General features: G+C 72.4%; 30 protein-coding genes. 7 read left to right on the plus strand and 23 right to left on the minus strand.

What is annotated here, in order from left to right:
• Positions 1 to 4: 4 nt before the first annotated feature.
• From AB0N84_RS04715 to AB0N84_RS04725, 3 genes are read right to left on the minus strand one after another with little or no spacing between them, the layout of a single operon-like run.
• The gene (locus AB0N84_RS04715; RefSeq protein ID WP_363544072.1) at positions 5 to 1,375 is read right to left on the minus strand and encodes an FAD-dependent oxidoreductase; all 1,371 of its coding nucleotides are present in this window, start codon (positions 1,373 to 1,375) and stop codon (positions 5 to 7) included.
• 40 nt (positions 1,376 to 1,415) lie between these two features.
• Positions 1,416 to 2,492, minus strand: a complete 1,077-nt coding sequence (locus AB0N84_RS04720) for a polyprenyl synthetase family protein (RefSeq protein WP_363544074.1) — start codon at positions 2,490 to 2,492, stop codon at positions 1,416 to 1,418.
• Between the two features lie 31 nt (positions 2,493 to 2,523).
• A complete protein-coding gene (locus tag AB0N84_RS04725; RefSeq protein ID WP_069712126.1) occupies positions 2,524 to 3,315 on the minus strand; it encodes a demethylmenaquinone methyltransferase in 792 nt (263 codons plus the stop codon).
• Between the two features lie 84 nt (positions 3,316 to 3,399).
• Here AB0N84_RS04725 and AB0N84_RS04730 point away from each other — a divergent pair, with 84 nt between their 5' ends.
• Entirely contained in the window at positions 3,400 to 4,659 is a 1,260-nt protein-coding gene (locus AB0N84_RS04730; RefSeq protein WP_363544076.1) for an isochorismate synthase, read from the plus strand.
• Between the two features lie 60 nt (positions 4,660 to 4,719).
• Here AB0N84_RS04730 and menD read toward each other — a convergent pair whose 3' ends face one another.
• Together menD and AB0N84_RS04740 are read right to left on the minus strand one after the other, a co-directional pair.
• Positions 4,720 to 6,567 carry a 2-succinyl-5-enolpyruvyl-6-hydroxy-3-cyclohexene-1-carboxylic-acid synthase gene (menD, locus tag AB0N84_RS04735; RefSeq protein WP_363544078.1) on the minus strand — a complete coding sequence of 616 codons (1,848 nt, stop codon included), beginning with the start codon at positions 6,565 to 6,567 and terminating at the stop codon, positions 4,720 to 4,722.
• Positions 6,452 to 6,817 (minus strand): PLD nuclease N-terminal domain-containing protein, encoded by a 366-nt coding sequence (locus tag AB0N84_RS04740; protein WP_363544080.1) that lies wholly within the window; start codon positions 6,815 to 6,817, stop codon positions 6,452 to 6,454. Before AB0N84_RS04740 ends, menD begins: the two co-directional genes overlap by 116 nt.
• A 79-nt stretch (positions 6,818 to 6,896) precedes the next feature.
• Between AB0N84_RS04740 and AB0N84_RS04745 the strand changes: the two genes are divergently transcribed.
• Positions 6,897 to 7,265 (plus strand): DUF4229 domain-containing protein, encoded by a 369-nt coding sequence (locus tag AB0N84_RS04745; RefSeq protein WP_363544082.1) that lies wholly within the window; start codon positions 6,897 to 6,899, stop codon positions 7,263 to 7,265.
• Between the two features lie 28 nt (positions 7,266 to 7,293).
• On the opposite strand, the gene AB0N84_RS04750 is transcribed toward AB0N84_RS04745, so the two are convergent.
• The 4 genes from AB0N84_RS04750 to AB0N84_RS04765 are packed head-to-tail and all read right to left on the minus strand — an operon-like array spanning position 7,294 to position 11,025.
• Complete coding sequence (locus AB0N84_RS04750; RefSeq protein ID WP_363544084.1) at positions 7,294 to 8,289, minus strand: 1,4-dihydroxy-2-naphthoate polyprenyltransferase; 996 nt, start codon at positions 8,287 to 8,289, stop codon at positions 7,294 to 7,296.
• A gap of 24 nt (positions 8,290 to 8,313) precedes the next feature.
• Positions 8,314 to 9,465 (minus strand): AMP-binding protein, encoded by a 1,152-nt coding sequence (locus AB0N84_RS04755; protein ID WP_363544086.1) that lies wholly within the window; start codon positions 9,463 to 9,465, stop codon positions 8,314 to 8,316.
• A gap of 16 nt (positions 9,466 to 9,481) precedes the next feature.
• Positions 9,482 to 10,411: a 1,4-dihydroxy-2-naphthoyl-CoA synthase gene (locus tag AB0N84_RS04760; protein WP_289457388.1), complete on the minus strand. Its 930-nt coding sequence runs from the start codon at positions 10,409 to 10,411 to the stop codon at positions 9,482 to 9,484.
• A 56-nt stretch (positions 10,412 to 10,467) separates the two neighbouring features.
• Positions 10,468 to 11,025, minus strand: coding sequence for a hypothetical protein (locus tag AB0N84_RS04765; protein WP_363544089.1), 558 nt, complete (start codon positions 11,023 to 11,025; stop codon positions 10,468 to 10,470).
• 239 nt (positions 11,026 to 11,264) lie between these two features.
• Here AB0N84_RS04765 and AB0N84_RS04770 point away from each other — a divergent pair, with 239 nt between their 5' ends.
• The gene (locus AB0N84_RS04770) at positions 11,265 to 12,245 is read left to right on the plus strand and encodes an o-succinylbenzoate synthase (protein WP_363544091.1); all 981 of its coding nucleotides are present in this window, start codon (positions 11,265 to 11,267) and stop codon (positions 12,243 to 12,245) included.
• Between the two features lie 71 nt (positions 12,246 to 12,316).
• Here the strand turns inward: AB0N84_RS04770 and ccsB are convergent, their stop codons facing one another.
• The 6 genes from ccsB to AB0N84_RS04800 all read right to left on the minus strand — a co-directional run bounded on the left by ccsB (position 12,317) and on the right by AB0N84_RS04800 (position 18,614).
• A complete protein-coding gene (ccsB, locus tag AB0N84_RS04775; RefSeq protein WP_363544179.1) occupies positions 12,317 to 13,291 on the minus strand; it encodes a c-type cytochrome biogenesis protein CcsB in 975 nt (324 codons plus the stop codon).
• Positions 13,292 to 13,296: 5 nt separating this feature from the next.
• A complete protein-coding gene (locus tag AB0N84_RS04780; RefSeq protein WP_363544181.1) occupies positions 13,297 to 14,970 on the minus strand; it encodes a cytochrome c biogenesis protein ResB in 1,674 nt (557 codons plus the stop codon).
• A 61-nt stretch (positions 14,971 to 15,031) separates the two neighbouring features.
• Complete coding sequence (locus tag AB0N84_RS04785; RefSeq protein ID WP_182046021.1) at positions 15,032 to 15,730, minus strand: cytochrome c biogenesis protein CcdA; 699 nt, start codon at positions 15,728 to 15,730, stop codon at positions 15,032 to 15,034.
• 45 nt (positions 15,731 to 15,775) lie between these two features.
• Positions 15,776 to 16,387: a TlpA disulfide reductase family protein gene (locus AB0N84_RS04790; protein ID WP_363544093.1), complete on the minus strand. Its 612-nt coding sequence runs from the start codon at positions 16,385 to 16,387 to the stop codon at positions 15,776 to 15,778.
• The gene (locus AB0N84_RS04795; RefSeq protein WP_182045957.1) at positions 16,387 to 17,043 is read right to left on the minus strand and encodes a histidine phosphatase family protein; all 657 of its coding nucleotides are present in this window, start codon (positions 17,041 to 17,043) and stop codon (positions 16,387 to 16,389) included. Before AB0N84_RS04795 ends, AB0N84_RS04790 begins: the two co-directional genes overlap by 1 nt.
• An 80-nt stretch (positions 17,044 to 17,123) precedes the next feature.
• Positions 17,124 to 18,614: a SulP family inorganic anion transporter gene (locus AB0N84_RS04800; protein ID WP_363544096.1), complete on the minus strand. Its 1,491-nt coding sequence runs from the start codon at positions 18,612 to 18,614 to the stop codon at positions 17,124 to 17,126.
• 131 nt (positions 18,615 to 18,745) lie between these two features.
• Here AB0N84_RS04800 and AB0N84_RS04805 point away from each other — a divergent pair, with 131 nt between their 5' ends.
• Positions 18,746 to 19,120: a MerR family transcriptional regulator gene (locus AB0N84_RS04805; RefSeq protein WP_363544183.1), complete on the plus strand. Its 375-nt coding sequence runs from the start codon at positions 18,746 to 18,748 to the stop codon at positions 19,118 to 19,120.
• Here the strand turns inward: AB0N84_RS04805 and AB0N84_RS04810 are convergent.
• Positions 19,117 to 19,335, minus strand: a complete 219-nt coding sequence (locus AB0N84_RS04810) for a hypothetical protein (protein ID WP_363544098.1) — start codon at positions 19,333 to 19,335, stop codon at positions 19,117 to 19,119. The genes AB0N84_RS04805 and AB0N84_RS04810 overlap by 4 nt on opposite strands.
• Positions 19,289 to 19,669, minus strand: coding sequence for a hypothetical protein (locus AB0N84_RS04815; protein ID WP_363544100.1), 381 nt, complete (start codon positions 19,667 to 19,669; stop codon positions 19,289 to 19,291). Before AB0N84_RS04815 ends, AB0N84_RS04810 begins: the two co-directional genes overlap by 47 nt.
• A gap of 141 nt (positions 19,670 to 19,810) precedes the next feature.
• Between AB0N84_RS04815 and aspS the strand changes: the two genes are divergently transcribed.
• Positions 19,811 to 21,151 carry an aspartate--tRNA(Asn) ligase gene (gene aspS / locus AB0N84_RS04820; protein ID WP_363544102.1) on the plus strand — a complete coding sequence of 447 codons (1,341 nt, stop codon included), beginning with the start codon at positions 19,811 to 19,813 and terminating at the stop codon, positions 21,149 to 21,151.
• A 156-nt stretch (positions 21,152 to 21,307) separates the two neighbouring features.
• On the opposite strand, the gene AB0N84_RS04825 is transcribed toward aspS, so the two are convergent.
• From AB0N84_RS04825 to AB0N84_RS04845, 5 genes are all read right to left on the minus strand, one after another.
• Positions 21,308 to 21,601 (minus strand): Dabb family protein, encoded by a 294-nt coding sequence (locus tag AB0N84_RS04825; RefSeq protein ID WP_289457376.1) that lies wholly within the window; start codon positions 21,599 to 21,601, stop codon positions 21,308 to 21,310.
• Complete coding sequence (locus AB0N84_RS04830; protein WP_069712111.1) at positions 21,598 to 21,852, minus strand: glutaredoxin family protein; 255 nt, start codon at positions 21,850 to 21,852, stop codon at positions 21,598 to 21,600. The genes AB0N84_RS04825 and AB0N84_RS04830 overlap by 4 nt, the downstream gene beginning before the upstream one ends.
• A gap of 78 nt (positions 21,853 to 21,930) precedes the next feature.
• Positions 21,931 to 22,029 carry an AURKAIP1/COX24 domain-containing protein gene (locus AB0N84_RS04835; RefSeq protein ID WP_003792170.1) on the minus strand — a complete coding sequence of 33 codons (99 nt, stop codon included), beginning with the start codon at positions 22,027 to 22,029 and terminating at the stop codon, positions 21,931 to 21,933.
• Positions 22,030 to 22,141: 112 nt separating this feature from the next.
• A complete protein-coding gene (locus tag AB0N84_RS04840) occupies positions 22,142 to 22,336 on the minus strand; it encodes a helix-turn-helix domain-containing protein (RefSeq protein ID WP_058729786.1) in 195 nt (64 codons plus the stop codon).
• 133 nt (positions 22,337 to 22,469) lie between these two features.
• Positions 22,470 to 22,985 carry a metalloregulator ArsR/SmtB family transcription factor gene (locus AB0N84_RS04845; RefSeq protein WP_363544105.1) on the minus strand — a complete coding sequence of 172 codons (516 nt, stop codon included), beginning with the start codon at positions 22,983 to 22,985 and terminating at the stop codon, positions 22,470 to 22,472.
• 73 nt (positions 22,986 to 23,058) lie between these two features.
• Here AB0N84_RS04845 and AB0N84_RS04850 point away from each other — a divergent pair, with 73 nt between their 5' ends.
• Both AB0N84_RS04850 and AB0N84_RS04855 read left to right on the plus strand, forming a co-directional pair.
• The gene (locus tag AB0N84_RS04850) at positions 23,059 to 24,492 is read left to right on the plus strand and encodes a potassium transporter TrkG (RefSeq protein ID WP_363544107.1); all 1,434 of its coding nucleotides are present in this window, start codon (positions 23,059 to 23,061) and stop codon (positions 24,490 to 24,492) included.
• Between the two features lie 40 nt (positions 24,493 to 24,532).
• A complete protein-coding gene (locus tag AB0N84_RS04855; RefSeq protein ID WP_141718877.1) occupies positions 24,533 to 25,189 on the plus strand; it encodes a TrkA family potassium uptake protein in 657 nt (218 codons plus the stop codon).
• Positions 25,190 to 25,276: 87 nt separating this feature from the next.
• Here AB0N84_RS04855 and proC read toward each other — a convergent pair whose 3' ends face one another.
• The gene (proC, locus tag AB0N84_RS04860; protein WP_289457368.1) at positions 25,277 to 26,107 is read right to left on the minus strand and encodes a pyrroline-5-carboxylate reductase; all 831 of its coding nucleotides are present in this window, start codon (positions 26,105 to 26,107) and stop codon (positions 25,277 to 25,279) included.

Raw genomic sequence — 26,107 nt, forward strand, 5'->3', positions numbered from 1 at the left:
GCGCTCAGCTCGTCGCCGAGCCGACCCGACGCAGCGAGACGTCGACCATCTCGTCGCGCGGCACGACCTTGATGCGCTCCCGCCCCTCGGGGGCACCGAGCGCCTGTTCGTGCTCGTCGAGGGCGTGCCAGCCGGCGAGGTCGGTGAAGTCGACACCGCGGTCCCGGAGCAGCGCGGGGACGGCCTCGGGCGAGGGGTCCGCCGGGGTCCACCAGGACGCCTGGTCGTTCACGATGTGCTGCACGGTCTCCATCGCGTCGGACTTCGTGTGGCCGATCAGCCCGACCGGTCCGCGCTTGATCCACCCCGTGGCGTACACGCCGGGCACCTGGGAGCCGTCCTCGTCGAGCACCTGTCCCCCACGGTTCGGGATGACGCCGGTGCGCGCGTCGAACGGGACACCGGGCAGCGGTGACCCGAAGTAGCCGACGGCGCGGTAGACGGCCTGCACGGCGAGCTCGCGCACCTCGCCGGTGCCCTCGACCCCGCCCTGCCCGTCCGGTCGGGTCCGCTCGTACCGGATCGCGGTGACGTGGCCGTCCTCGCCGACGAACTCGAGCGGCTTCGCCCAGAAGTGCAGGTGGAGCCGGCGGCTCGCCCGGCCGACCTCGCGCGTGCGCCACTGCTCCAGGACCCGGTTCATCACCATGACCTGCTTGTTCGTCTGGATCGCCGTCAGCGATGCCTCGTCGTGGTCGAAGTCCTCGTCGTACACGACCATGTCGACGTCGCGGAGCTCGCCGAGTTCGCGGAGCTCGAGCGGCGTGAACTTCACCTGCGCCGGACCGCGGCGGCCGAAGACGTGCACGTCGGTGACGGGCGACGCCTTGAGCCCCTCGTACACGTTCGCGGGGATCTCGGTGGGGAGCAGGTCGTCGGCGTGCTTCGCCAGGATGCGCGAGACGTCGAGGGCGACGTTGCCGTTGCCGATCACCGCGACGCTCGACGCCGTCAGCGGCCAGGTGCGCGGGACGTCGGGGTGGCCGTCGAACCAGCTCACGAAGTCGGCCGCACCGTACGAGCCCTCGAGCTCGACGCCCGGGACGTCGAGCTCGGCGTCCTTGATCGCCCCCGTGGAGAACAGCACGGCGTGGTAGTGCTGCTTGAGGTCGTCGAGCGTGATGTCCTCGCCGAAGCGCACGTTGCCGAAGAGCCGGACGACCCCGCGGTCGAGCACGTCGCGCAGTGCGTTGACGATGCCCTTGATCCGCGGGTGGTCGGGTGCCACGCCGTAGCGGACCAGGCCGTACGGCGCCGGCAGCTGCTCGAAGAGGTCGATCGACACGTCGGTGCCGTGGGCCTCGCGCAGCAGGATGTCGGCGGCGTAGATCCCGGCGGGACCGGCGCCGACGATGGCGAGTCGGAGGGTTGGCACGGATGGCTCCAGTTCGTTCGGGCGGGATGCTCCCGGTGGGTCAGCGGCTGCGTTCGACGACGGACTCGGCGAACCGGGTCAGCGCCCGCTTCACGGTGCCGCCGGGCAGCGGTTCCAGGGCCGCGACGGCCTCCTCCGCCCAGCGCACGGCGACGGCCCGGGTGGCCGTGGTCGCCTCGTGCTCGCGCAGGGCGGCGACGGCGGACTGGTACGGCGACGAGTCGACGGCGTCGTCGGGCGCGTCCTTGACGTCGTGCTCGATCCGGGCGACCAGCGCCGCGGCACCGTCGTCGCGCGAGGCGAGCCGGCGGAGCTGCAGCAGCGGCAGCGTGTCCACGCCAGCGCGCAGGTCGTTGCCGGCGATCTTGCCGGTGCGGGCTCCGGCCGGAGCGAGGTCGATGACGTCGTCGACGAGCTGGAAGGCCACGCCGACCTTCTCGCCGAACGTCCCGACCGCGTCGAGCCATGCCCGGTCCGCACCCGAGAACATCACGCCGGCGCGGGCCGCGGTCGCGATGAGCGACCCGGTCTTGTCGCTGAGCACCTGGATGTAGTGCTCGACCGGGTCGTCGTCGGGCTGCGGGCCGGTGGTCTCGTGCAGCTGCCCCATGCAGAGGCGCTGGAACGTCTCCGCCTGCATGCGGATGCCCTCGGTGCCGAGGTCGGCCGTGATGAGGCTGGCCCGGGCGAAGAGGAGGTCCCCCGTGAGGATGGCCACGTTGTTGCCGTAGGTCACGTGCGCGGCGGGGACGCCGCGGCGCACCGGCGCCTCGTCCATGACGTCGTCGTGGTACAACGAGGCCAGGTGCGTGGTCTCGATGCTCACGGCGGCCTTGACCACCGCGTCGGTCACGCCCTCGCCGAGCTGCGCGATGAGCAGCGTGAGGGTCGGACGGATCCGCTTGCCACCGGCGGAGAGCAGGTAGCGGCTCGTGGTGTCGGCCAGCGTGTCGGTCGACCGCATCGCCTCCTCGAGGCCCCGCTCGACGAGCTCGAGCCCGTCGTCGACCGCGGCGATGAAGCGTCGCTCGGACGGCGTGGCGAACAGTCGCTCGCCGATGCCCAGCGAGGCGCGGAGGCTCGGTGCGCGGCGTGCGACCGGGACGCTCGGGTTCAAGTGCTGCTCCGTGTTCGGGGTCGAGGACCGGTCAGGCGTCGGTCGGGTCGACGCTCGGCTGCTCACCGGTGTGCTGGTGCTCACGGCGTGCCCGGGCCCGTCGGGCGACGGACTCGCGGACGGTGCCCTCGACCGGCTTGCGCCCGCGGTGCAGGGCCACGATCCCGGCCGTCAGGTTTCGGTGCGCGACCATCGTGAAGCCGACGCCGCGCAGCCACTGGCTGAGGACGTGCTGGTCGGGCCACGCCTCGATGGACTCGGCGAGGTAGCGGTAGGCGGCCGGGTTGCTGCTCGACAGCCGCGCGATGCCGGGGAGCACGCGCTTGAGGTACGTGCCGTAGCCGAAGCGCAGGAGCGTCATCGGCGGCGTGGAGAACTCGCAGATCACGACGCGGCCACCGGGCTTGAGCACCCGGAGCATCTCGGTGATCGCCTGCATCGGGTCGTTGACGTTCCGCAGCCCGAAGGAGATGGTGACGGCGTCGAACGTGTCGTCGTCGAAGGGCAGCTGCTCGGCGTCGCCCTCGACGAAGGTGATCTCGGGGTGCCGCTCGCGTCCGACGGCGATCATGCCGGCCGACAGGTCGAGCGCGGTGACCTCCGCGCCCTTCTTCGCCAGGGCCGCGGCGCTCGTGCCCGTCCCGGCGGCGATGTCGAGGACACGCTCCCCCGGCTGCGGGTCGACCGCACGCACCGTCGCGACGCGCCACAGCGGGGCGTTGCCCGCCGACAGGATGTCGTTCGTGAGGTCGTACTTCGCGGCGACGTCGTCGAACATTGCCGCCACCTCGTCCGGCCGCTTGCTCAGGTCCGCTCTGCTCACCGCACCATCCTAGAGGTCCCGGGCCGACGGTGGCCGGACGCCCGGCCGGGGTCCGGCCACCGGCCGCGCGCGTACGATCGGTCCGTGACCCGAACCACCACGGCGGCCCCCTCGCTCACGGTCTCGACCCGGATCCTCGACGACCCGGGGGACGTCCTCCGCCACACCCTGCGGGACACCCCGTTGGCGTTCGTCCGGGGCGGCGACGGCATCGTCGGGATCGGCGAGGCCCTCCGCTTCACGTTCTCGGGTCCGGACCGCATGCGCCGGGCGTCCGCCGTCTGGCGCGACCTCGTCGGCAGCGCCCGGGTGGACGACCCGGTGCAGCTGCGCGGGACCGGTCTCGTCGCGTTCGGGTCGTTCACGTTCGCCGACGACTCCGCCGAGGAGAGCGTGCTCGTCGTCCCGCGGGTCGTCATCGGCAAGCGGCGCGGGAAGGCGTGGCTCACCGCGGTCGACACGACCCCGGACCCCGAGCCCCTGGCGTTCTCCCGCACCTCGGCCCCGGTGCCGAGCGTCGGCGGCCACGTGTCGGTCGCCCTCCGACCGGGGAGCATCGACGAGGACGCCTACGCCGCCGCGGTCGCCGACGCCGTCCGCCGGATCGCCGCCGGCGAGGCCGACAAGGTCGTCCTCGCCCGCGACCTCGTGGGCACGCTGCCGCCCGGTGCCGACCGGCGCGCGGTCCTGCTGGACCTGGCGGCGGCCTACCCGCAGTGCGTGACGTTCGCCGTCGACGGGCTGGTCGGGGCGACGCCGGAGACCCTGGCGCGCACCGACGGCACCGAGCTGTCCGCGCGGGTGCTCGCCGGGAGCGCGGCCCGCGGGACCGACCCGGCGTCGGACCGTGCGGCCGCCGAGGCACTGGCGTCGAGCGCGAAGGACGTCGAGGAGCACGGCTTCGCGATCGCGAGCCTGCTGAAGGCGCTCCGGCCGATCGCGACCGACCTCCGCGCCGACCCGGAGCCCTTCCGCCTGCAGCTGCCGAACCTCTGGCACCTCGCCACCGACGTACGCGCGACCCTGCCGGTCGGGACCACGTCGCTCGACGTCGCGGACGCCCTCCACCCGACGGCAGCCGTGGCGGGCACCCCGACGGACGTCGCGGTGCGGCTCGTCGCGGAGCTCGAGGGCGTCGACCGCGGCCGCTACGCGGGACCGGTCGGCTGGCTCGGGGCGAACGGCGACGGCGAGTGGATGCTCGCGCTCCGCAGCGCCCGGATCGACGCCGACGGGACGGTCCGGGCATGGGCCGGTGCGGGGATCGTCGCCGGTTCGGACCCGGCGCGCGAGGTCGCCGAGACCGCCCTCAAGTTCCGTCCGGTGCGCGACGCCCTGGCCTGACGCAACGCACCGCAACGCACCGCACCGCACCGACCCGACGCAACCGACGCCGGCCGCCCGTCAGTCGGTCAGCGGCACCTCGACCACGAGTCGCTGCGCCGGGTCGGTGAGCACGGCCTCCAGGTCGCCCCAGGTGGTCGCGCGCCGGTACTCCCAACCGAGTCCGGTGACGACCCGCTCGACGTCGACGTGCTGCGGCGTGGTCATCATCCGGCGCATGTCCTCGTCCGGCGTGGTGCGTGCGACCTCGAGCCCGCGGAAGATCGCGCCGCCGGCGTCGTTGCCGACGACGACCTGCACGCGGTGCGTCCGCTCCTCGGTCCCGGTGACGAACGCACCGAGGTCGTGCAGGAACGTCAGGTCACCGACGAGCACCCGCGTGGTGCCGACCGAGTCCGCCGTCCGCTCCAGGGCCGCGGCGATGCCGAGCGCCGTCGACACTGTGCCGTCGATCCCCGCGAGGCCGCGGTTGGCGTGCACGCGGAGCTTCTTGCCCGCGACGTGCGCGTCCGCGACGCGGATGAGCTGCGACGCCCCGAGCACGAGCCGGTCGTGCGGCCAGGTGACGCCCCACACGGCCTCGACCAGCATCGTGCGGTCGACGGCCCGGCGACGCAGTGCGACCTCGTCGCGCAGGAAGCGGTTCCGCTCCGCGCGGTCGCCCGAGCGCTTCGCGTCGAGGTCGGGACCGGCGTCGCCGTCGCCGAGCACCGCCCGGCTCGTCGTCACCCACCGGCCGACCCACGCGCGGTGTGCCGGGGTGGTCCGGCCGGTCACGCGGACGTCGGACACGAACGTGGTCGCCGCGTCCGGACGGGAGGCGCGTGCCGGGTCGTACGGGTCGGCTCCCGCCCCGCGGACCACGATCGTCTCGACGTCGGGTCGCTGCAGGAGCGCGGGGACCTCCCGGCTGAGCGTGGGGTGGCCGAGCACGACGGCGCGGCGGACCGCACCGCCGAGCTCCGCGTCACGGAGCAGGTCGCGGTAGGCCACGACCAGGTTCCGGCCGAAGCGCGCACCGCTCGAGACCTCCGCCAGCAGCGGCGCACCGAGCTCCCACGCGATGCGCTCGGCGTCCGGCCCGGCGTCGTGCCCGGCGATCACGACGGTCGCGGGCTCGTCGTCCGGCGTCAGCTCGACGACCGGGAGTCCGGCGTGCACCCGGCGCTGCGCGTGTTCGAGGTCGACCTCGTCGTCCGGCACGCCGTCGACGTCCTCGGCGCGGAGGCCGGCAGAGAGCGGTTCACGGAAGGCGACGTCGAGCTGCACGGGCCCGGGCTGGCCGGTGTGCCCCGCGGCGACCGCGACGGCCTCGCGCGCCAGCGAGCGCACCGCGTCGACGTCGACGCTGCCGGCCGTGGGTGCCTGGACGTCGCGCACGAAGGAGACGGCCGGTCCGAAGAGTCCGGGCTGCACGGTCGTCTGGTTGCTGCCGATGCCCCGGAGCTCGGTCGGCCGGTCGGCGCTCAGCACGATCATCGGCACGCCGGAGTGGTGCGCCTCGAGCACGGCCGGGTGCAGGTTCGCCACCGCGGTACCGGAGGTGGTGACGACGGCGGCGGGCCGACCGGACTCGACGGCGAGCCCGAGCGCGAAGAACCCCGCGGTCCGTTCGTCGAGCCGGACGTGCACGGTCACGCCGCCCGCGCGCTCGAGCGCGACCGCGGCCAGGGCGAGCGCCTGCGAGCGGGAGCCCGGACTGACCACGACGTCGGTGACGCCCGCGCGCGCGAGCTCCTGCAGCAGCGCCAGGGCGAAGTCGGTCGCCGGGCTGCCCGATCCGGCGGACCCGTCAGCGATCGGCGGTGCTGCCGTCGTCGCGTTCGTCCCGCTCGCGGAGTCGGTCTTCGAGGTCTCGGAGGGTTGCGTCGTCCTGGTCCGTTCCGGTGCGGGGTGACCCGGGGGCACGGGGGCCACCGAGGAAGTCGGGGTCGTCTTCGGGACCACGGTACCGGGGCGTCGGTCCGGGCGTCGCCGGGGCACGGCCGAGCACGAACCAGAGCAGTCCGCCGAGGACCGGCAGGACGATCACGAGCAGGATCCACCAGCCGCGACGCAGTGAGCGGATGCGTTCCCGGGGCATGGTCGCGCAGTCGATGGCCGAGTACACCGTGAACGCCACGGCGGCGACGGCGAGGACCAACCAGAGACGGACCATCCCAGGAGCCTACGGACTGCGCCTGGGACGTACCTGCCGGTCAGCCGTTCCCCCACCGCGGGTTCCGTAGACTCGTCGGGTGAAAGCGTGGCTCGTCTACACCCTTGCCCGACTCGGCATCTTCGCCGCGGCGCTGGCCGTCCTGCTCGTCATCGGCCTGCGGTGGTACTGGGCGGCGATCGGTGCGGCCCTGATCGGTCTGCTCGTGTCCTACATCGCCCTGCCGGGGCTGCGCGGCCGGGTGACGTCGAGCATCGCGTCGCGTCGCGCCCGACCGGAGCACGACGCGGACTCCGACTTCGAGGACGGCTTCGTCGACGCCGCGGACTCGGACGCCGCTGACACCGCCGCCGCTGACACCGCCGCTGCCGAGCACGCCGCGCCGGCCACGCGTCCGGTCTCCGACGCCGAGCGTCACCGCGTCCGTCACGAGCGCGACGAGGACTGACCCGGCACCCGACGGCAGGACCGAGCGGCTACGGCAGGAGCACGAGCGTCAGGCCGAGCACGACACCGAACGCCAGCGACGCGAACGACGACAGCTGCAGCGCGGTGACGAGCTCGCGGGGCTTCCGCGTGGAGACGCCGATGACGAGCGCCGGCAACGCCAGCAGCAGTGAGAAGTAGGCGAACCCGGTGCGGAAGTAGAGCAGGACGAACCAGAGCAGCACGACGTACGGCAGCATGAGGAACAGGCCGTACAGCACCCGGGCGACCGGACGTCCGACCACGACGGCGAGCGTCCGCTTGCCGGCCAGTCGGTCCTCGTCGATGTCGCGGATGTTGTTCACCATGAGCACGGCGCAGGCGAAGAAGCCGGCCGCGACCGCCGCTGCCCAGCCGCTCGTGGTGACCTCGCGGATCTGCACGTACTGCGTCCCGAGCACCGCGACCAGGCCGAAGAAGACGAAGACGAAGACCTCGCCGAGCGCGTTGTACCCGTACGGCTTCTTCCCGCCGGTGTAGAACCACGCGGCGACGATCGCGGCCGCGCCGACGACCAGCAACCACCACAGCCCGGTGAGCGCGACGATGACCAGGCCGGCGAGCGCCGCGAGTCCGAAGAACGTCAGCGCGACGGTGAGGACCGTGCGGGGCTTCGCGAGCCCGGCCCCGGTCAGACGCGCCGGTCCTACGCGGAACTCGTCGGTCCCCCGGACACCGTCGGAGTAGTCGTTGCTGTAGTTCACACCGATCTGCAGGAAGAGTGCGACACCGAGGGCGAGGAGCGCGACCGCCAGGCGGTGGTCGTGCCCGAGGTAGGACCCGAAGTCGCCCGGCTCGCCGGAGTCGACGAACGCGACACCGGTGCCGAGCACGACCGGGACGACACCGAGCGTCAGCGTGCGGAGCCGGGCACCGCCGATCCAGTCACGAGCGGTCGCCCGCTGCTTGCCGCGCTGCGGTCGGGCGGCCTTCGCGGGGTTGCCGCTGCGGCCCTTGGTCCGGTTCGTGTTCTTCGTACGTGCCACGGCCGACCATCGTATCCGCGCTCGCTACGCCGGCGGTGCACCGTCGGGGTCGGCGAGCACGCGGACGGCCCGTCGGTCGGGCTTCCCCGTGCCGAGCATCGGCACCGCGTCGACGACGAGGACGTCCGCCGGTCGGGCAGCCCGCCCGAGGAGCTCCCCGACGTGCGCGCGGACGGTGTCGAGGTCGAGCGGCTGCTCCGTGACGACGACCGGCACCTCGCCCCACTCCCCCGACGTCCGACGCGTCACGACCGCGGCGTCCTGCCCGGGGAGCTCGCGGACCCGCCGTTCGACCGCGCCGAGCGGCACCTTCTCGCCGCCCGACACGATGACGTCGTCGAGTCGGCCGAGCACCCGGAGCCGGCCGTCGTCGTCGAACGCCGCGGCGTCGCCGGTCCGGTACCAGCGGAGCCCGTCCCGCTCGGTGAACGTGCGGGCGGTGCGGTCCGGGTCGTCGAGGTACCCCTCGGCGAGCATCGGGCCGGCGAGCTCGAGCGCCCCGTCGACGAGTCCGGCGCGGACGGTGCCGAAGGGGGTGCCGTCGTAGACGCAGCCGCCGCTCGTCTCGCTCGCCCCGTAGGTGGTGACCACCCGGATGCCCGCCTCGAGCGCCCGCCGGCGGAGCGGTGCCGGGGTCGCCTGACCGCCCACGAGGACGGCGTCGAAGCGGGTCGCCGCGGCCCGGGCACGCGGATCGTCGAGCACGCGGGCGAGCTGCACCGGGACGAGCGAGGTGTAGCGCCGCGGGGCCTCGGGACCGACGTCGAGCCGGTCGACCGCGTCGGCGAACGCGGCGGCCTCGAAGTGACCGGGTGGCACCACGACGGGCGAGGTGCCCGAGGCGATCGACCGCGTCAGGACGTTGAGGCCCGCGATGTAGTGCGTCGGCAGCGCGAGCACCCAGCGCCCCGGGCCGCCGAGTGCGGCGTCGGCCGAGGCGGCTCCGGCGAGGAGCGCATCGGCGGACAGCGCCACACGCTTGCCGGTGCCGGTCGACCCGCTCGTCTCGACGACCAGGGCGACCCGCTGCGCGACGTGGGACGGTGGCGGCGTCGGCAGCGCCGGGGTGTCCACCGCGACCGGCAGGAGTGCGGGGCCGCCGGCGAGGGCGGCCTCCAGTCCGCGCAGCACGGCCGTCGGGTCCGACGCGCCCAGCGCGACCAGCGGACGGGTCACCGCAGGTCCCCGGGCCTCAGTAGTGCCACGGGAAGGCGGTCCAGTCGGGCTCGCGCTTCTGGAGGAAGGAGTCGCGCCCCTCGACCGCCTCGTCCGTGCCGTAGGCGAGCCGCGTCGCCTCGCCCGCGAAGACCTGCTGACCGACCATGCCGTCGTCGACCGCGTTGAAGGCGTACTTCAGCATCCGGATCGCCGTCGGCGACTTGCCGAGGATCGTCTCACCCCAGCGGAGCGCCTCGCGCTCGAGGTCGGCGTGCGGCACGACCTTGTTCACCGCACCCATCTCGTACGCCCGCTGCGCGGAGTACTCCTCCGCCAGGAAGAAGACCTCGCGCGCGAGCTTCTGCCCGATCTGCCGGGCGTAGTACGCGCTGCCGTAGCCGCCGTCGAAGGACCCGACGTCGGCGTCGGTCTGCTTGAAGCGCCCGTGCTCGGCGCTCGCGATGGTGAGGTCGCAGATCGCGTGCAGGGAGTGCCCGCCACCAGCGGCCCAGCCGGGCACGACCGCGACGACGACCTTCGGCATCATCCGGATGAGGCGCTGGACCTCGAGGATGTGCAGGCGGCCCATCGAGGCCTGCGCGGCGGCCGGGTCGACCCCCTCGGGCGGAGCGCCCTCGTCGCCGACGTACTGGTAGCCGCTCCGGCCGCGGATGCGCTGGTCGCCGCCGGAGCAGAACGCCCAGCCGCCGTCCTTCGGGCTCGGACCGTTGCCGGTGAGCAGGACGACGCCGACGCGCGGGTCCTGCCGGGCGTCGTCGAGGGCGCGGTACAGCTCGTCGACCGTGCGGGGACGGAAGGCGTTGCGGACCTCCGGGCGGTCGAACGCGACCCGGACGATGCCCTGCGAGACGTGCTTGTGGTACGTGATGTCGGTGAACTGCGCCGCGACCGGGGCCTCGGTCCAGACGTCGGGGTCGAAGAGGTCGGAGACGGGAGCAGCCATGCCTCCACCGTACCGCCGGCGGATCACGTGCCACCGGTGCCACCGGCGCCACCGGGCTACATGCCGGTGAGTGCCTCCGGCGCGACGACGACGAGCAGCACGATGAGGATCACCGGGTTCGCGAAGAACGCCAGCACCACCCCGACCGCGCCGTACCACCGGCCGAAGGAGCCGACCGCGGCGATGAAGCCGAGCACCGCGGCGATGAGCGTGAGGAACACGACCACGAAGCAGATGCCGAACGCGAAGGTGGTGTCGCCGCCCATGAACACCGCGAAGGCGCTGGCGTCGACCGCGGCGGACACCACCGCGAGACCGAGCGCGATCTTGCCGATGACCGGGTTGCGGCGCCGACGGCTCTGCGCGAGGGTCCGGGTGTCCACCGAGCCCCGCTGCAGCATCCGCTCGAAGTCGCCGTTCGCAGCGGTCGTGCCCGAGGTTCCTCGTCCGCGGGGCGACGCCGCAACCCCCTCGGCCCGCTGCGGGGTGCGTTGGGCCGGACCACGCGGAGCGGCGGCACGCTGCGGGGCTGCGGGACGCTGCGGCGCGGTGCGCTGGGCTGCGGCGCGCTGGGCGGCTGCTCGCCGGGCAGCCGCTCGCTGCTGGGCGGTCACGGGGTCGTCCGACGTCGGGCGGCCGGTTCGCTGGCCACGCTGCTGCGGATCCGACGCCACCGGCCCTCCCTCTCCTCGGTCGCCACACGTCCGTGCCGCGAGCTGCCGCGGCACCGCCGACGCTGGGCCGACCGGTGCATGCTAGTGCCCGGCCCTGGCGGTCGGCTCCGAGGTGTCGGCGCGAGCGCTGGGTGCCGTCGCGGTGGCACCGACCCCGACCGCGCGGGTGATGATGGGGTGTGCTCCCCGACCTCGACGACCTGACCGCCGACGCCCACGTCGTGGCCCTGCCGATGCGCGTGCGGTTCCGTGGCATCACCGTCCGCGAGGCCCTCGTCCTCCGCGGTCCCGTCGGCTGGACGGAGTTCTCGCCGTTCGTCGAGTACGACGACGCCGAGGCCGCCGCATGGCTCCGCGCCTCGGTCGACTTCGGGTGGACCGACCACGAGCCGGCCGCGGACTCGGTGCCCGTCAACGCCACCGTGCCCGCGGTCGCCCCCGACGAGGTCGCCGGGCTCCTCGCCCGCTACCCCGGCTGCACGACCGCGAAGGTCAAGGTCGCCGAACCCGGCACGACCGTCGACGACGACGTCGCCCGGGTGGCGGAGGTCCGCCGGGTGATGGGAGCCGACGCGGACGTCCGGGTGGACGCGAACGGTCTCTGGAGCGTCGACGAGGCCACCCGGGCCCTCGAGCGACTCGCGCCCCACGGCCTGCAGTACGCCGAGCAGCCCTGTCGGACCGTGCCGGAGCTCGCGGCCCTGCGCTCGCGCACCGCCGGGCTCGGCGTGCCGATCGCCGCGGACGAGAGCGTGCGGAAGGCCGCCGACCCCCTCGCCGTCGCGCGCGCGGGAGCCGCCGACGTGCTCGTCGTGAAGGCGCAGCCGCTCGGCGGCGTGACCGCGGCGCAGGCCGTGGTCGCGGACGCGGGCCTGCCCTGCGTGGTGTCCAGCGCGCTGGACACGTCGGTCGGACTCGGCATCGGGGCGTTCCTCGCGGCGGCGGCGATGACCCCGGGCTACGCGGCCGGGCTCGGGACGGCGGCGATGTTCGCGTCCGACGTCACCGCGTCACCGCTGCTGCCCGTCGCCGGGCGGGTGCCGGTCCGGCGCGTCGAGGTCTCGCGGGACCTGCTGGAGCGGAACGCGGCGTCGCCCGAACGGACGGCGTGGTGGCTGGCGCGGCTCGCGCGCGTGTACGCGCTGCTCGCCGCGGCCTGACGACGGACGGGAGGCGCGGTGCCAGCTGGCACCGCGCCTCCCGTCCGTCGTGTCGTGACGTGGTCAGCGACTCACAGACCCGAGTAGCTGTGCAGGCCCTTGAAGAAGACGTTGACGACGGAGAAGTTGAACATCACCGCGGCGAAGCCGATGAGCGCCAGCCACGACGAGCGGGCCCCGCGCCAGCCGCGCGTCGCGCGAGCGTGGATGTACCCGGCGTAGACGACCCAGATGATGAATGTCCAGACCTCCTTGGTGTCCCAGCCCCAGTAGCGGCCCCACGCACGCTCGGCCCAGACGGCGCCGGCGATGAGCGTGAAGGTCCACAGCACGAAGCCGACCAGGACGACCCGGTAGGTCAAGACCTCGAGCCGGTCGGCGTCCGGCAGCGTCTCCATGAAGCGGAGCTGCTTGGACACCGGGCGGCCCTGCCGGTAGGTCTGCACGAGCTGCGCCACCGCGAGCCCGGCGCCGAGCGCGAAGAACCCGGTACCGGCGATCGCCACGAAGACGTGGATGACGAGCCAGTAGGACTGGAGCGCGGGCTGCAGCGGGACGACCGGGACCCAGTAGTTCACGGTCGCGATGCCGAGCAGGATGATCGTCAGGCCCGTGATGAAGACGCCGAGGAACTTCAGGTTCTGCCAGAGCTGCACCAGCAGGAAGATCAGCGTGATGAGCGCCGTGCCGGTCAGCGAGAACTCGAACATGTTGCCCCACGGCACACGGTCGGCGGCGATGCCCCGCAGCACGGTGGCCGCGACGTGCAGCACCAGCGCGAGGATCGTCATCGCCATGCCGACCCGCTCGAACTTCGTGCCGCCGCCGCCCGACCGACCGGAGGTGGTGCCGACCTTCTCGAGCACGACGGTCCCGCCCTGGACGGTCGCGACGGTCCGCTCCTCGGGCGCTGCTGCACCGGCAGCCGCCGTCACCTCACCCGCGCGCTTGGCCATGTCGAGCGCGAACGAGATGAACGCGATGACGTAGACCGCCATGGCCGAGTACGTCAGCACGACCGAGTAGGTCGCCAGGTTCGTCGTCATGTCGTTCACGCAGGAATCCTAACTCCGAGGTCCGACAGGTGCCGGCGGGCGATGTCGTCGACGGCGCGCTCGAGGTTGGGGTCCTCGCCTCGCGCCAGGCCGGCGTACTCCAGGTCGTACTCGCCGTGCTCCGCGCCGCGGCGCGGGACGGCCTTCACCCACACGCGGCGGCGCGGGACGAACAGCGACACGAGCAGGCCGAGGGTGGAGAGCAGCGCGAAGCCCGCGACGTACGCCTGCGACGGGTCGTGGTGCACGTCGAGCGAGACGTAGCGCTTCACCCCGTCGAACGTGATCGAACCGGTGCCGTCGGGCAGGGTCGTCGTCTGACCGGGCTTGAGCTCGATGCTCGCCGTCGACGACTGCCGTCCGGCGATCTGCTCGAGGCCGCTGGTGTCGAGCGAGTACACGCTCTGCGGGACCCCGCTGTCGAGCCCGAGGTCGCCGCGGTAGACCTGCAGCGTCAGGAGCGGGTTCTGCGCGTCCGGGTAGGCGCTCGCGAACGCCCCGGTCGAGAGCTTCGACGCCGTCGGGTAGAAGAAGCCGACCATGCCGAGCTGCGACGGCTTCGCGTCGGGCACCTTGAGCACACCCGTCGACGTGTAGTTCGCGTCCTCCGGCAGGAAGGGCACGACGTCCTGGAACGCGACGTTGCCCTGCCCGTCGCGGACGGTGACCTGCATGGCGTAGCCGTTGCCGAGCAGGTAGACGTTCGTGCCGCCGACGGCGAGCGGGTCGTTCACCCCGATGCGGCTGGTCTTCGCGGCCTGCCCCTTCTCCTGGCTCGTGACGGTCGCCGAGTAGTCGAGCGCCTGCCCGAGGGCGTCGAGGTTCTTCTCCTCGTACGTCGTCGTGAACTTGTCGAGCGTCAGGTTGTAGCCCTGCAGGTCCGTCTGCCGGAACCACCGACCCGGGTTGAACGAGTCGTAGGAGCCGAGCACGTTCGAGAACGTCTGCCCCTCGACGAGCAGTCGCTGGCCCGTGTAGCTGAAGCCGCCGCCCATGCCCACCGCGACGAGCACCCCGACGAGTGCCGCGTGGAACACGAGGTTGCCGGTCTCGCGCAGGTAGCCGCGCTCCGCGCTCACCGAGTCGCCGAACCGCTCGACGCGGTAGCCGGAGCGCTTCAGGAGCGCCATGGCACGCGTCACGGCGTGGTCGACGGACGGGAGGCCCGTGGCCGCGTCCGTCGCACCGCTCGCGCGGGTGGCGGGTGCGGTCAGCGCGTCGGCGTCCACCGGCACGGACCGGTAGCCCGCCAGGCGGCCGAGCCGCACCGGTGTCCGCGGCGGGCGCGTCCGGAGCGCCTGCCAGTGGTGCTTCGTCCGCGGGACGATGCAGCCGATGAGCGAGACGAAGAGCAGCAGGTAGATCGCCGAGAACCACACCGAGGTGTAGGTGTCGAAGACCTGGAGCGCGTCGAGCACCGGGAAGAGCTGCGGGTGGTCCGACTTGTACTGAACCACACCGTTCGGGTCCGCCGTGCGCTGCGGGACGAGCGAGCCCGGGATGGCCGCGAGGGCGAGCAGCATGAGCAGGAACAGCGCCGTGCGCATGCTCGTCAGCTGCCGCCAGGCGAAGCGCAGCGACCCGACGAAGCCGAGCTTCGGCTGGGTCACGCCCCCGTCGTCGCCGGAGGCCGCCGGGGCTGCGCTGTCGACGTGGTCGGACGGCCGCATCGGGTCGCCGCCGGAGGTCGTGTCGTCGACCGGCGCCGGACCGGCGGGCGTGGTGTCGTGCTCAGACCGCGGGGACAAAGCTCTGGATCACCGCCCCGACGCTCGACATGACGGCCGACCAGATGCCGGTGACCATGAGCAGACCGATGACGATCAGGATTGCTCCTCCGATGATGTTGACGGTGCGCATGTGGCGCTTCACGGCGCGGATCGCACCGGTCGCCCAGCCCGCACCGAGGGCGACGAGGACGAACGGGATCCCGAGGCCGAGGCAGTACGCGACGCCGAGCCACATGCCCTGCCACGCGCTGCCCGATTGGACGCTGAGCAGGTTGATCGCGGCCAGGGTCGGTCCGAGGCACGGGGTCCAGCCGAGCCCGAACACGATGCCGAGCAGCGGGGCGCCGACGAGCCCGGTCGCGGGCGTCCACGACGGCTTGATCGTGCGCTGCAGGAACGTGAACCGACCGACGAACACGAGGCCCATCGCGATCACGACGACGCCGAGCACCTGCGTGATGAGGTCACGCCAGCGGACCAGCCAGAACCCGAGCGCGCCGAACACCGTGGTGTACGCCACGAACACGGCGGTGAAGCCGAGCACGAACAGGAGCACCCCGAGCACGACCCGGCCGCGACGCTGCCCGCCCTCGGCGATGCCGCCGACGTACCCGAGGTAGCCGGGCACCAGGGGCAGCACGCACGGGGACAGGAACGAGACGAGCCCGGCGAGTGCGGCGACGGGGAGCGCCACCAGCATCTGGCCGCTCAGGATCGCGTCGGCGAAGGGGTTGCCGGGCACGGGTCAGGACGCCTTGCCGGAGAGCTCGTCGGTGACCAGGGTGTCGAGGATGCTCTTCCCGTCGATCGCACCGAGGACGCGTGCGGCAACCCGGCCCTGCTTGTCGAGGACGATCGTCGCCGGCACCGCGTTCGGGGCGATCTGGCCGGACAGCGCCAGCTGCACCGTGCCGTCGCGGGCGTCGAGCACGGTCGGGTAGTCGACGCCGAAGGTGCGCTCGAACGCCGCCGCCGTCCCTTCCTCGTCACGGACGTTGACGCCGACGAAGGCCACGTCGTCGTCCGCGTGCTCGTCGTGCACCTGGTTGAGGTACTTCGCCTCGGCACGGCACGGCGGGCAGCCGGCGTACCAGAAGTTGAGGACGACGACCTTGCCGCGCAGGGCCTTCGCTGAGACGGTGTCGCCGTCGGTGTCCTTCGTCGTGAAGTCCACCGGGTCTGTCCGCTTGTCCACAGCGACCTCGGTCACCGCGCCGGTACCGGAAATGTAGTTCTGGGTCGTCCCGCTGCCGTACTGCTCGGACAGCTTGTCGTTCGACGACGAGCACCCGGCGAGCGCCAGGGCTGCGATCACCGCCGTCGCCGCGAGGGTGGCGAACCGGGTCCGGGTGGGCATCAGACTGCTCCTTCGTCGACGGCGGACACGCGCAGGGACTGCGCCGGGTCCGCGTACCCGACCTCGGTGAAGCGACCGGACGAGGTGGCGGGCACACGCTCGAGGGTCGTGATGCTGGAGAGGTCGCACCGTCGCTTGCGCGGGTCGTGCCAGAGCGGCTCCCCCGCGAGCTTGCGGTGCACGGTCCAGATGGGCAGCTGGTGGCTGACGAGGACGACGTCGCCGCCGTCCGTGCTCTCCCACGCCGACGTGACCGCGGCGAGCATCCGGGACGCGATGGACTCGTACGCCTCGCCCCAGCTCGGGCGGAACGGGTTCGCGATCCACGGCCACTCGGTCGGGCGGCCCACCGAGCGCTTGGTGAAGCCGGGCCGCTGCCCCTCGTAGCGGTTGGTCGGCTCGATGAGTCGTTCGTCGAGCGTGACGTCGAGCCCGTACGCGGCAGCCCACGGTGCGGCGGACTCCTGCGTGCGCTGGAGCGGCGAGGCGACGATCCGGCGGACGTCGACCCCGGCGTCGTGCCACGCGGTCGCCGAGGCGGCGGCCATCCGGGTGCCGAGCTCGCTCAGGCCGAAGCCGGGCAGTCGGCCGTAGAGCACTCGCCCCGGGTTGTGGACCTCGCCGTGCCGGACGAGGTGGATCCGTGTCGCGGGCATGGGTTCCAGTGTAGGTCGCTCCACCGACCTCACCCGCCCCACAGCGGATCCACGGCATGTGCGACCGTTCAGCCCCGCCGTCAGTCGAGACGGCCGGTCAACCTGCCGTGCAGGGCGACGGAGCCGGTGTTCAGGTTCACCACCTCGACGGTCGAGCCGTGCCGCGCGTACCGCTGCTCGATGCCGTCGAGCGCCGCGACCGTGCTCGCGTCGAAGACGTGGGCGTCGGACATGTCGACGACGACGTGCTGCGGGTCCTCGGCGTAGGAGAAGCGGGTGACGAGGTCGTTGGACGAGGCGAAGAACAGCGCACCGCGGACCCGGTAGCGCACCGTGTGCTCGTCGACCGGCTCGCGCACGACCGAGACGACGTGGGCTGCCCGCCGGGCGAAGACGAGCGCGGCCACCACGACGCCCACGATCACCCCGGTGGCGAGGTTGTCCGTCGCGACGACGACCACGACGGTGATCACCATGACCGCGGTCTCGCCGAGCGGCATCCGGCCGAGGGTGCGCGGTCGGACGCTGTGCCAGTCGAAGGTCGCGACGCACACCATCAGCATGACGGCGGTCAGGGCGGCCATCGGGATCTGGGCGACCAGGTCGTGGAGCACGATCGTCAGCACCAGCACCGAGGCACCCGCCGCGAAGGTCGACACCCGTGTCCGCGCCCCCGCGGTCTTCACGTTGATGACGGTCTGCCCGATCATCGCGCACCCGCCGGTCCCCCCGAAGAAGGCCGAGGCGATGTTCGCGATCCCCTGGCCCCACGACTCGCGCCACGCGCTCGACCGGGTCTCGGTGAGCGAGTCCACGAGCTGCGCGGTGAGGAGCGTCTCGATGAGCCCGACGATCGCGACGCCGAACGCGTACGGTGCGACGATCTGCAGGGTCTCGAGGGACAGGGGCACGGTGATGCCGCCGAAGCCGGGCAGCGCGGTGGGCAGGGACCCCTCGTCGCCGACGGTCGGGACCGCGACCCCGAAGACGATCGTGATCGCGGTGACCACGACGACCGCGATCAGCGGCGCGGGGACGGCCCTGGTGAGGAACGGGAAGCCGATGATGATGCCCACGCCGAGCGCGGTGAGCGGCCACACCACGAACGGGACGTCGGGTCCGAGCAGGTTCGGCAGCTGCGCGGTGAAGATGAGGATGGCCAGGGCGTTCACGAATGCGACGTTGACGCTGCGCGGGATGAACCGCATGAGCCGGGCCACGCCGAGGAACCCGAGCACGACCTGGAACACGCCGCCGAGCACCACGGCGGGGACGAGGTAGGCGACGCCGTGGTCGCGGACGAGCGGTGCGATGACGAGTGCGACGGAGCCCGCCGCCGCGGAGATCATCGCCGGGCGGCCGCCCACGATCGAGATCACGACCGCGATCACCACGCTCGAGAACAGCCCGACGGCCGGATCGACGCCGGCCACGACCGAGAACGAGATCGCTTCGGGGATGAGGGCGAGCGCGGTGACGACACCGGCGAGGACCTCGCGCGTGAACAGGCGGGGTGACCGGAGTGCACTGAGGACGCTGGGTGCCGCGGGGGCGTGGGGTGCGATGGACATCGCGGGAAACCCTACCCTGACGTGAGGGTAGGGTTGCCGCAGGGACCCGGGGACAGCCGGGAGGAAGGTCTGCGAGCATGACGTCCGTGAGCACCACCGAGCCAGGCGACGCGACCGAGAGCGCCGACACCATGCACATCGGCGAGCTCGCCGAGCGCGCCGGCATGTCCCTCCGCACCATCCGCCACTACGACGAGGTCGGCCTGCTCGTGCCCAGTGGACGGACCACCGGCGGGTTCCGCGTCTACACGATCGGGGACCTCGAACGGCTGCTCGTGATCCGACGCATGAAGCCACTCGGCTTCACGCTCGACGAGATGGCGGAACTCCTGCGCGTGGTCGACGCGCTCGCCACGGCCGACCCGGAGGGCCGCACGGCCCTCGCCGCCCGTCTCGACGGGTACCTCGACGACGCCCGCGCCCGGCACGCGAAGCTCGTGGAACGCGCGGGCATGGCCGAGGAGTTCATCGGCACGCTCGGCACCCTGCGCGCCTCGCTCCCCTAGTTCCGGCGGTCCACCTGCAGTTCACCGGACTCGATGAGCCGAGCCCGCTCGCGTTGCGCCGCCCGGAGTTCGTCGCGCCACCGGAGCAGGTCGTCGTGGACCCGGATGATCCGTCGGGCCTCCCAGGGTCGGAAGCGGTACTGCCGCCGGATCAGCTGCCGCCACTCTTCACGATCGCGTTCGATGAGCGCGACCACCGGGTCTTCCACTGCCATCTGCGTTCCCTTCCGTGATGAGATCGAGCACGATCTTGCCGATCGCGGCGTCGCCGGCGCGAAGGATCTGCATTCTGGACATCGCCCGAGCACTGAAGCGACCGATCTCGGCGCGGCCGACATCCGCATCACAGACCTGCTCGACCGTCCACACGAACCGCGCCCAGGCCCGGTCGCGTTCCTCCCGCGCCACGTCCCGCCGCCACCGCAGCACGGCCCACAGCCCGCCGACCAGTGCGCCGACCAGCGTCAGCGCCGACCCGACCGCCGCGGCCAACACCGCCGCCACCGCGGCGGGTGGCCAGGCCGCGAGTCCCACTCCCGTCGCCGTCATCCGGGACCCCCTCTCGACTCGCGACCCGACCACGCAGACGACGGTACGGATCCGCCGGACCCGACCCAGGCCTCCCGGCCGTGTCTGTGGAGACGACCCACGAAAGCAGCCCCTGTTGAGGAGGCCGTAGACTCGACGACCGTGATCGAACGCACCCGCATCGCCGACCTCGCCGCCCTCCCCGACGGCCCCGTTGCCGTCGCCGGCTGGGTGGAGACCGTCCGCGACCAGAAGAAGGTCCAGTTCGTCGTGCTCCGCGACGAGACCGGCGCCGCCCAGCTCGTCAACCCGGCGACGCGCGAGGCCGAGGACGGTGACGACGACGCCCAGGCACGGCTCACCATCACGAACGACATCTCCGGGCTCGCCCACGGCACCTTCGTGCACGTCCGCGGGACGCTGAAGCACGACGAGCGCGTGAAGCTCGGCGGGCTCGAGGTGAAGGTCGGCTCGCTCGAGGTGGTCAGCGCCGCGAAGCCGGAGACGCCCATCGCGGACGACTCCTCGCTCGACAAGCGCCTCGACTGGCGCTTCCTCGACCTGCGCAACCGCAAGCAGAACCTGATCTTCCGCATCCAGACCACGATGGAGCACGCGTTCCGCACCTACTGGGTCGAGCGCGACTACATCGAGATCCACACCCCGAAGCTCATGGCGTCGGCGTCCGAGTCGCGCGCCGAGCTCTTCCAGCTCGAGTACTTCGAGACGACCGCCTACCTGGCGCAGTCGCCGCAGAACTTCAAGCAGATGGCGCAGCCCGCCGGCTTCGGCGCGGTGTTCGAGATCGCCGACGCCTTCCGCGCGGACCCGTCCTTCACGAGCCGCCACGCCACCGAGTTCACGAGCGTCGACGCCGAGATCTCGTGGGTCGAGTCGCACCACGACGTGATGGCGATGCACGAGGAGCTCCTCGTCGCCGGGTTCACCGCGGTCAAGGAGAAGTACGGCAAGGAGATCGAGGAGGTCTTCGGCTTCGAGTTCGTCGTGCCGACCGCCCCGTTCCCCCGCGTGACGCTCGCCGAGGCCCGGAAGATCGTCGCCGACAGCGGACACGACGTCGTGCGGGCGGACGGCGACCTCGACCCCGAGGGCGAGCGCCGCGTGAGCGCGTGGGCGAAGGAGACGCACGGCTCCGAGTTCGTGTTCGTGACCGACTACGACGCCACGATCCGGCCGTACTACCACATGCGGCACGCCGACGACCCGACGCTGACGAACAGCTACGACCTGCTGTTCAACGGCGCGGAGATCTCGACGGGCGCCCAGCGCGAGCACCGTGTGGAGACCCTCGAGGCGCAGGCCGTCGAGAAGGGTCTCGACCCGGAGGAGCTCGGCTGGTACCTCGACTTCTTCCGGTACGGCGTCCCGCCGCACGGCGGGTTCGGCATGGGACTGGCGCGCGTGCTCATGCTCGCGCTGCACGAGCCGTCGATCCGCGAGGTCACGTACCTGTTCCGCGGCCCGACGCGCCTGACCCCGTAGACAGCGGGCGCGGCGCGACCTGCCGTCGCACAACAGGAAGCGGCTCGAACCGGGGAATCCCGTGGTTCGAGCCGCTTTCCGTTGTGCGGAGCGCGCAGCGGCGCAGCGGCGCAGCGCGGCCGTCGCAGCCCGAGGCCGCCGGCCGGGAGGCGCGCCTCACCCCTCCCAGTCGATGGCGGCCCGCCCCGTGACGAGTTCGCGGATCTGCGCGGCCGCAGCCTGGTGCTCCGGGTGGAACTGGTACTCGTCGAGCCCGGCGAGGTCGTCGAACGTCGCGACCACCGCGACGTCCTGGTTCTTCCCCGGGTAGGCGACGTTCTCGACCACCTCGAGCGAGCGGATCGACCCGATCGTGCCGACGAGGCCGGTCAGCAGCTCGCGGATGCGCGTGGTGACCTCCACGCGGTCGAGGTCCTCGCGGACGGTCCAGGAGACGACGTGGTGGATCATGCGCGGGCCTCCGCCTGCTCGAGGGCACGACGGAGCCGGTCGGCGTCGACGTGCCAGTTGCTGTGGACCCGGCCGTCGACGAGCACGACCGGGATGTCCTCGGCGTACTCCTCGCGCAGCGCGTCGTCGTCGAGGATCGACCGCTCCTCGAGGGTCGCGCCGGGGTGCGCCGCCACGACCTGCTCGACGACCGGTCGGGCGTCGTCGCAGAGGTGGCAGCCGGGCTTCGTCAGGAACGTCACGGCGGGCATGGCTCCATTATGACCATTCCGGGGAACACGAAAGCCCCGGCGGACCGGGGCTTCGGGTGCAAGTACTGGACTTGGCGCTTACTTCTTGTTGCGACGCTGGTGACGCGTCTTGCGAAGGAGCTTGCGGTGCTTCTTCTTCGCCATGCGCTTGCGACGCTTCTTGATGACAGAACCCATAGTGGACCTCGCTCGGAACGATGCTGATGTGTGGACACCGGGCCCGAAGAGACCGCGGAAAATCAACCCGGCCGAGTCTAGCGGAGCGCAGCGGTCCTGTCGAACGAGCCGCTCAGCCGACGTCGGCGATGCCGCCGCGCAGGAGCTCGGCGACCGCCGACTCGGGCACGCGGAACGAGCGGCCGAACCGGATCGCAGGGAGCTCGCCGGCGTGGACCATGCGGTAGACCGTCATCTTCGAGACGCGCATCATCTCGGCGACCTCAGCGACGGTGAGGAAGCGCACGTCGTCGAAACTGCCGGTCATGGTCCGCCTTCGGGTGGCCGTGCGCGTTCGGTTGGGCGCACGGATCGGTGTGACCTGTGTGGTCAGGGGTAACTGTAGGGGCGCGTGGGACCGCGTGTCCAGGAGACTCCGAGCGGACGCACGACCGGGTGCGTCAGTCGTCCTCGCCCTTGCGCGTGAAGCGCTTGCGGCTCCGGTCGACGACACGCTCCCAGCCCTGCTGCGCGCCCGTGAACGCCGCGGTCGCGCGGTGCGACGCCTCGGCCATCACCCGTCCGAGCTCGGTCCCGACCTCGATCCCGGACCGGCTCGGCGTGCCCGTCCGGCGGAACGACACCGGCTGGCCGTCGAGCGTCCAGGACGTCGTTGCCGGGGTGCCGTCGGCGTCGACGGCGCCGGTGAACGGCACGACCCACTCCTCGAGCCGCACGAGCGGTTCCGGGTCGAGGCGGTAGAAGCGGTGCTGCCCCTCCTCGCGACTCGACACCAGCCCGTGGTCGCGCAGGACCCGGAGGTGCTTGGACACGGTCGGCTGGCTGACGCCGATCTTCGCCACGAGCTGGCCGACGCTGAGCTCCCCGCCGGTCGCGTCCGACCCGTACGCCGTGAGCAGGGCGCCGAGCAGCTCCCGCCGGGTCGGGTCCGCCACGACGGTGAAGATGTCGGCCATGCGGCAAGGCTAGCCGCGCCGTCACGGATGTACCATGACCGCTGTCCGACGCCCATGTCCCCGGAGGCATACGATGCTCGACCGCACCGAGGCGCTCCCGCCGCAGGTGAGCGACTCCCGGCGGCAGGCTGGCCGGATCGCCGCCGTCCTCCGGTCGTCGCCGTCGCGGCTCGCGATCCTGGTCTTCGTCGCGCTGATCCTCGTCTTCACCGTGCTGTTCATGACCCCGCTGGCCTCGGCTGACGGCACCACGACGCACTTCGCGGACGCCCTCTTCACCGCGGCGTCGGTGGTGTGCGTGACCGGTCTCGCGACGGTCGACATGGCCACGCACTGGTCCGTGTTCGGCAAGGTCCTCATCGTGGTCGGGACGCAGATCGGCGCCGTCGGCGTGCTGACCTTCGCGTCCATCCTCGGGCTCGTCGTCACGCGGCGGCTCGGCCTGCGCGCGAAGCTCATCGCCGCGGGCGACTCGAACCCGCTCCGCACCCACAGCGGCGCGGTGCCCGAGGGACAGGCCGTCCGCCTCGGCGAGGTCGGCACCCTGCTCCTGACCGTGGCCGTCAGCACCCTGACCATCGAGGCCGCCGTCGGCCTGCTCCTCCTGCCGTCGGTGCTCGTCGCGGGCTACCCCTTCTGGACGGCGGTCGGCGACTCCTTCTACTACGCCGCGATGGCGTTCACGAACACGGGCTTCTCGCCGAACGCCGAGGGGCTGGCGCCGTTCGCGAACGACTACTGGTTCCTCACCCTGCTCATGGTGGCGGTCTTCGCCGGGTCCATCGGGTTCCCGGTGATCCGGGCGCTGACCAAGCAGTTGCGCACCCCGCGACGCTGGCCCATCCACGTCAAGCTGACGCTGACCACGAGCGCCGTGCTGCTCGCCCTCGGCGCCGTGGTCTACACCGCGCTGGAGGCGTCGAACCCCCGGACCCTCGGCGACGCGGGAGCGGGGCACACGGCGTTCCAGGCGCTCTTCTTCTCGATGATGACCCGGTCCGGCGGGTTCGCGACGATCGACGTCGAGCAGATGCACGGCGCGAGCCTGCTCGTGACCGACATGCTCATGTTCATCGGCGGTGGATCGGCGTCGACGGCGGGCGGCATCAAGGTGACCACCCTCGCCGTGCTGTTCCTCGCCGCCGTCGCCGAGGCCCGCGGACGCCGGAGCATGGAGGCGTTCGGGCGCCGGATCCCGAGCGACGTGCTCCGCGTGGCCGTGGCCGTCGTGCTCTGGGGCGCGACCATCGTCGCCGTCATGACGATCGTGCTGCTGCAGATCACGGGCGACTCCCTCGACCGGGTGCTCTTCGAGGTCATCTCGGCCTTCGCCACCTGCGGACTGAGCTCCGGCATCTCCGCCGAGCTGCCGGAGGCCGGCAAGTACGTGCTCGCGGCCACGATGTTCCTGGGCCGGGTCGGTACAGTGACGATCGCCGCCGCGCTCGCCGCCAGTCAGAGCCGGCAGTTGTTCCGCCGTCCCGAGGAGAGGCCGATCGTTGGCTGACCGCCGTCCCCGCAGTGCACCCCACCCCGCCACCGGAGCCGTGAGCCACGACGCGCCCGTGCTCGTCCTCGGTCTCGGCCGGTTCGGCGCCGCGACCGCTGGGCAGCTCGAGCGCCAGCACCGCGAGGTGCTCGTCGTCGACACCGACGCGGGGCTCGTGCAGAAGTGGTCGGACCGGGTCACCCACGCGGTGCAGGCGGATGCGACCGACATCGACGCCCTCCGGCAGATCGGCGCGCAGGACTTCGCCATCGCCGTCGTCGCGGTCGGCTCGCACCTCGAGTCGAGCGTGCTCATCACGTCGAACCTCGTCGACCTCGGCATCCCGCAGATCTGGGCGAAGGCCGTCAGCCGCTCGCACGGCACGATCCTGTCGCGGATCGGGGCGAACCACGTCGTCTACCCCGAGCGCGAGGCCGGCGAGCGGACCGCGCACCTCGTGTCCGGTCGGATGCTCGACTTCATCGAGTTCGACGACGACTTCGCCGTGGTGAAGATGTTCCCGCCGCGTGCCGTGCGCGGCAAGGACCTCGCCACGACCGTCATCCGCACGCGGCACGGGCTCACCGTGCTCGGCATCAAGTCACCGGGTCGCGCCTTCGTGCCGGCGACGCCGGAGAGCGTCATCGGCGAGGACGACGTCATCATCGTCTCGGGGACCGAGACGGACCTCGAGCGGTTCGCGGCGCTCGAGTAGCGACCGCGAACGCACGGGCGGACGGACGGGAGGCACGGTGCGGGCCCGCACCGCGCCTCCCGTCCGTCGGTCGGCCACCGCGGCCCGTCACGACGCGGCGATCTCCTCGGCACGCGCGATCGCCGCGTGCGACGCGCGTGTGAAGGTGCCGGCCAGGTCGGCGTCCTGCAGGACGGCGATCGCCCGCTCGGTGGTGCCCTTCGGGCTGGTCACCGCGCGTCGGAGGTCGGCGGGCTCGCGTCCCGACGCGGCGAGGAGCTCGACCGCGCCCCGCAGCGTGCCCTGGACCATGACCGCCGCCTGCTCCGGCGTGAAGCCGAGGCCCTCGGCGGCCTGCTGCCACTGCTCGACGAGCAGGAAGACGTAGGCCGGGCCGGAACCCGACACGGCGGAGAGGGCGTCCAGTCGCGCCTCGGGCACCTCGATGACCTGTCCGGAGGCGGTGAAGACGGACGAGGCGAGGGCGACCGCTCCGGCGTCGGCGGTCGAGCCCGCGCTGATGCCGGTCACGCCGTGCCCGACGCCGATCGGGGTGTTCGGCAGGGCCCGGACCACGCGCACGCCGGCGGGCACGCGGGCTTCCATCGACGCGGTGGTGGTGCCGACCGCGACGCTGACCACCACGGCGCCCGGGTGCAGGGACGCGGCGACCTCGTCGAGGACCTCGCCGACCAGGTACGGCTTCACGCCGAGCACGACGAGTCCGGCGTCGCGGACCGCCGCCCGGTTCGCATCGGGGTCGGTCTCCGTGGCCGCGGCGTCCAGCCCACGACCGCGCCAGGCCGCCGCGGAGCCCTCGGACCGGGTGGTGAGCGTCACGGTCGCGGGGTCGAGGCCGGCCGCGAGGAGACCGTCGAGGACACTGCCGGACATCGACCCGACGCCGAGCATGGCGGTGCGGGGCAGTTCGATCGTCAT

It is taken from the genome of Curtobacterium sp. NPDC089185 (assembly GCF_040685235.1).
Classification (GTDB): domain Bacteria; phylum Actinomycetota; class Actinomycetes; order Actinomycetales; family Microbacteriaceae; genus Curtobacterium; species Curtobacterium citri.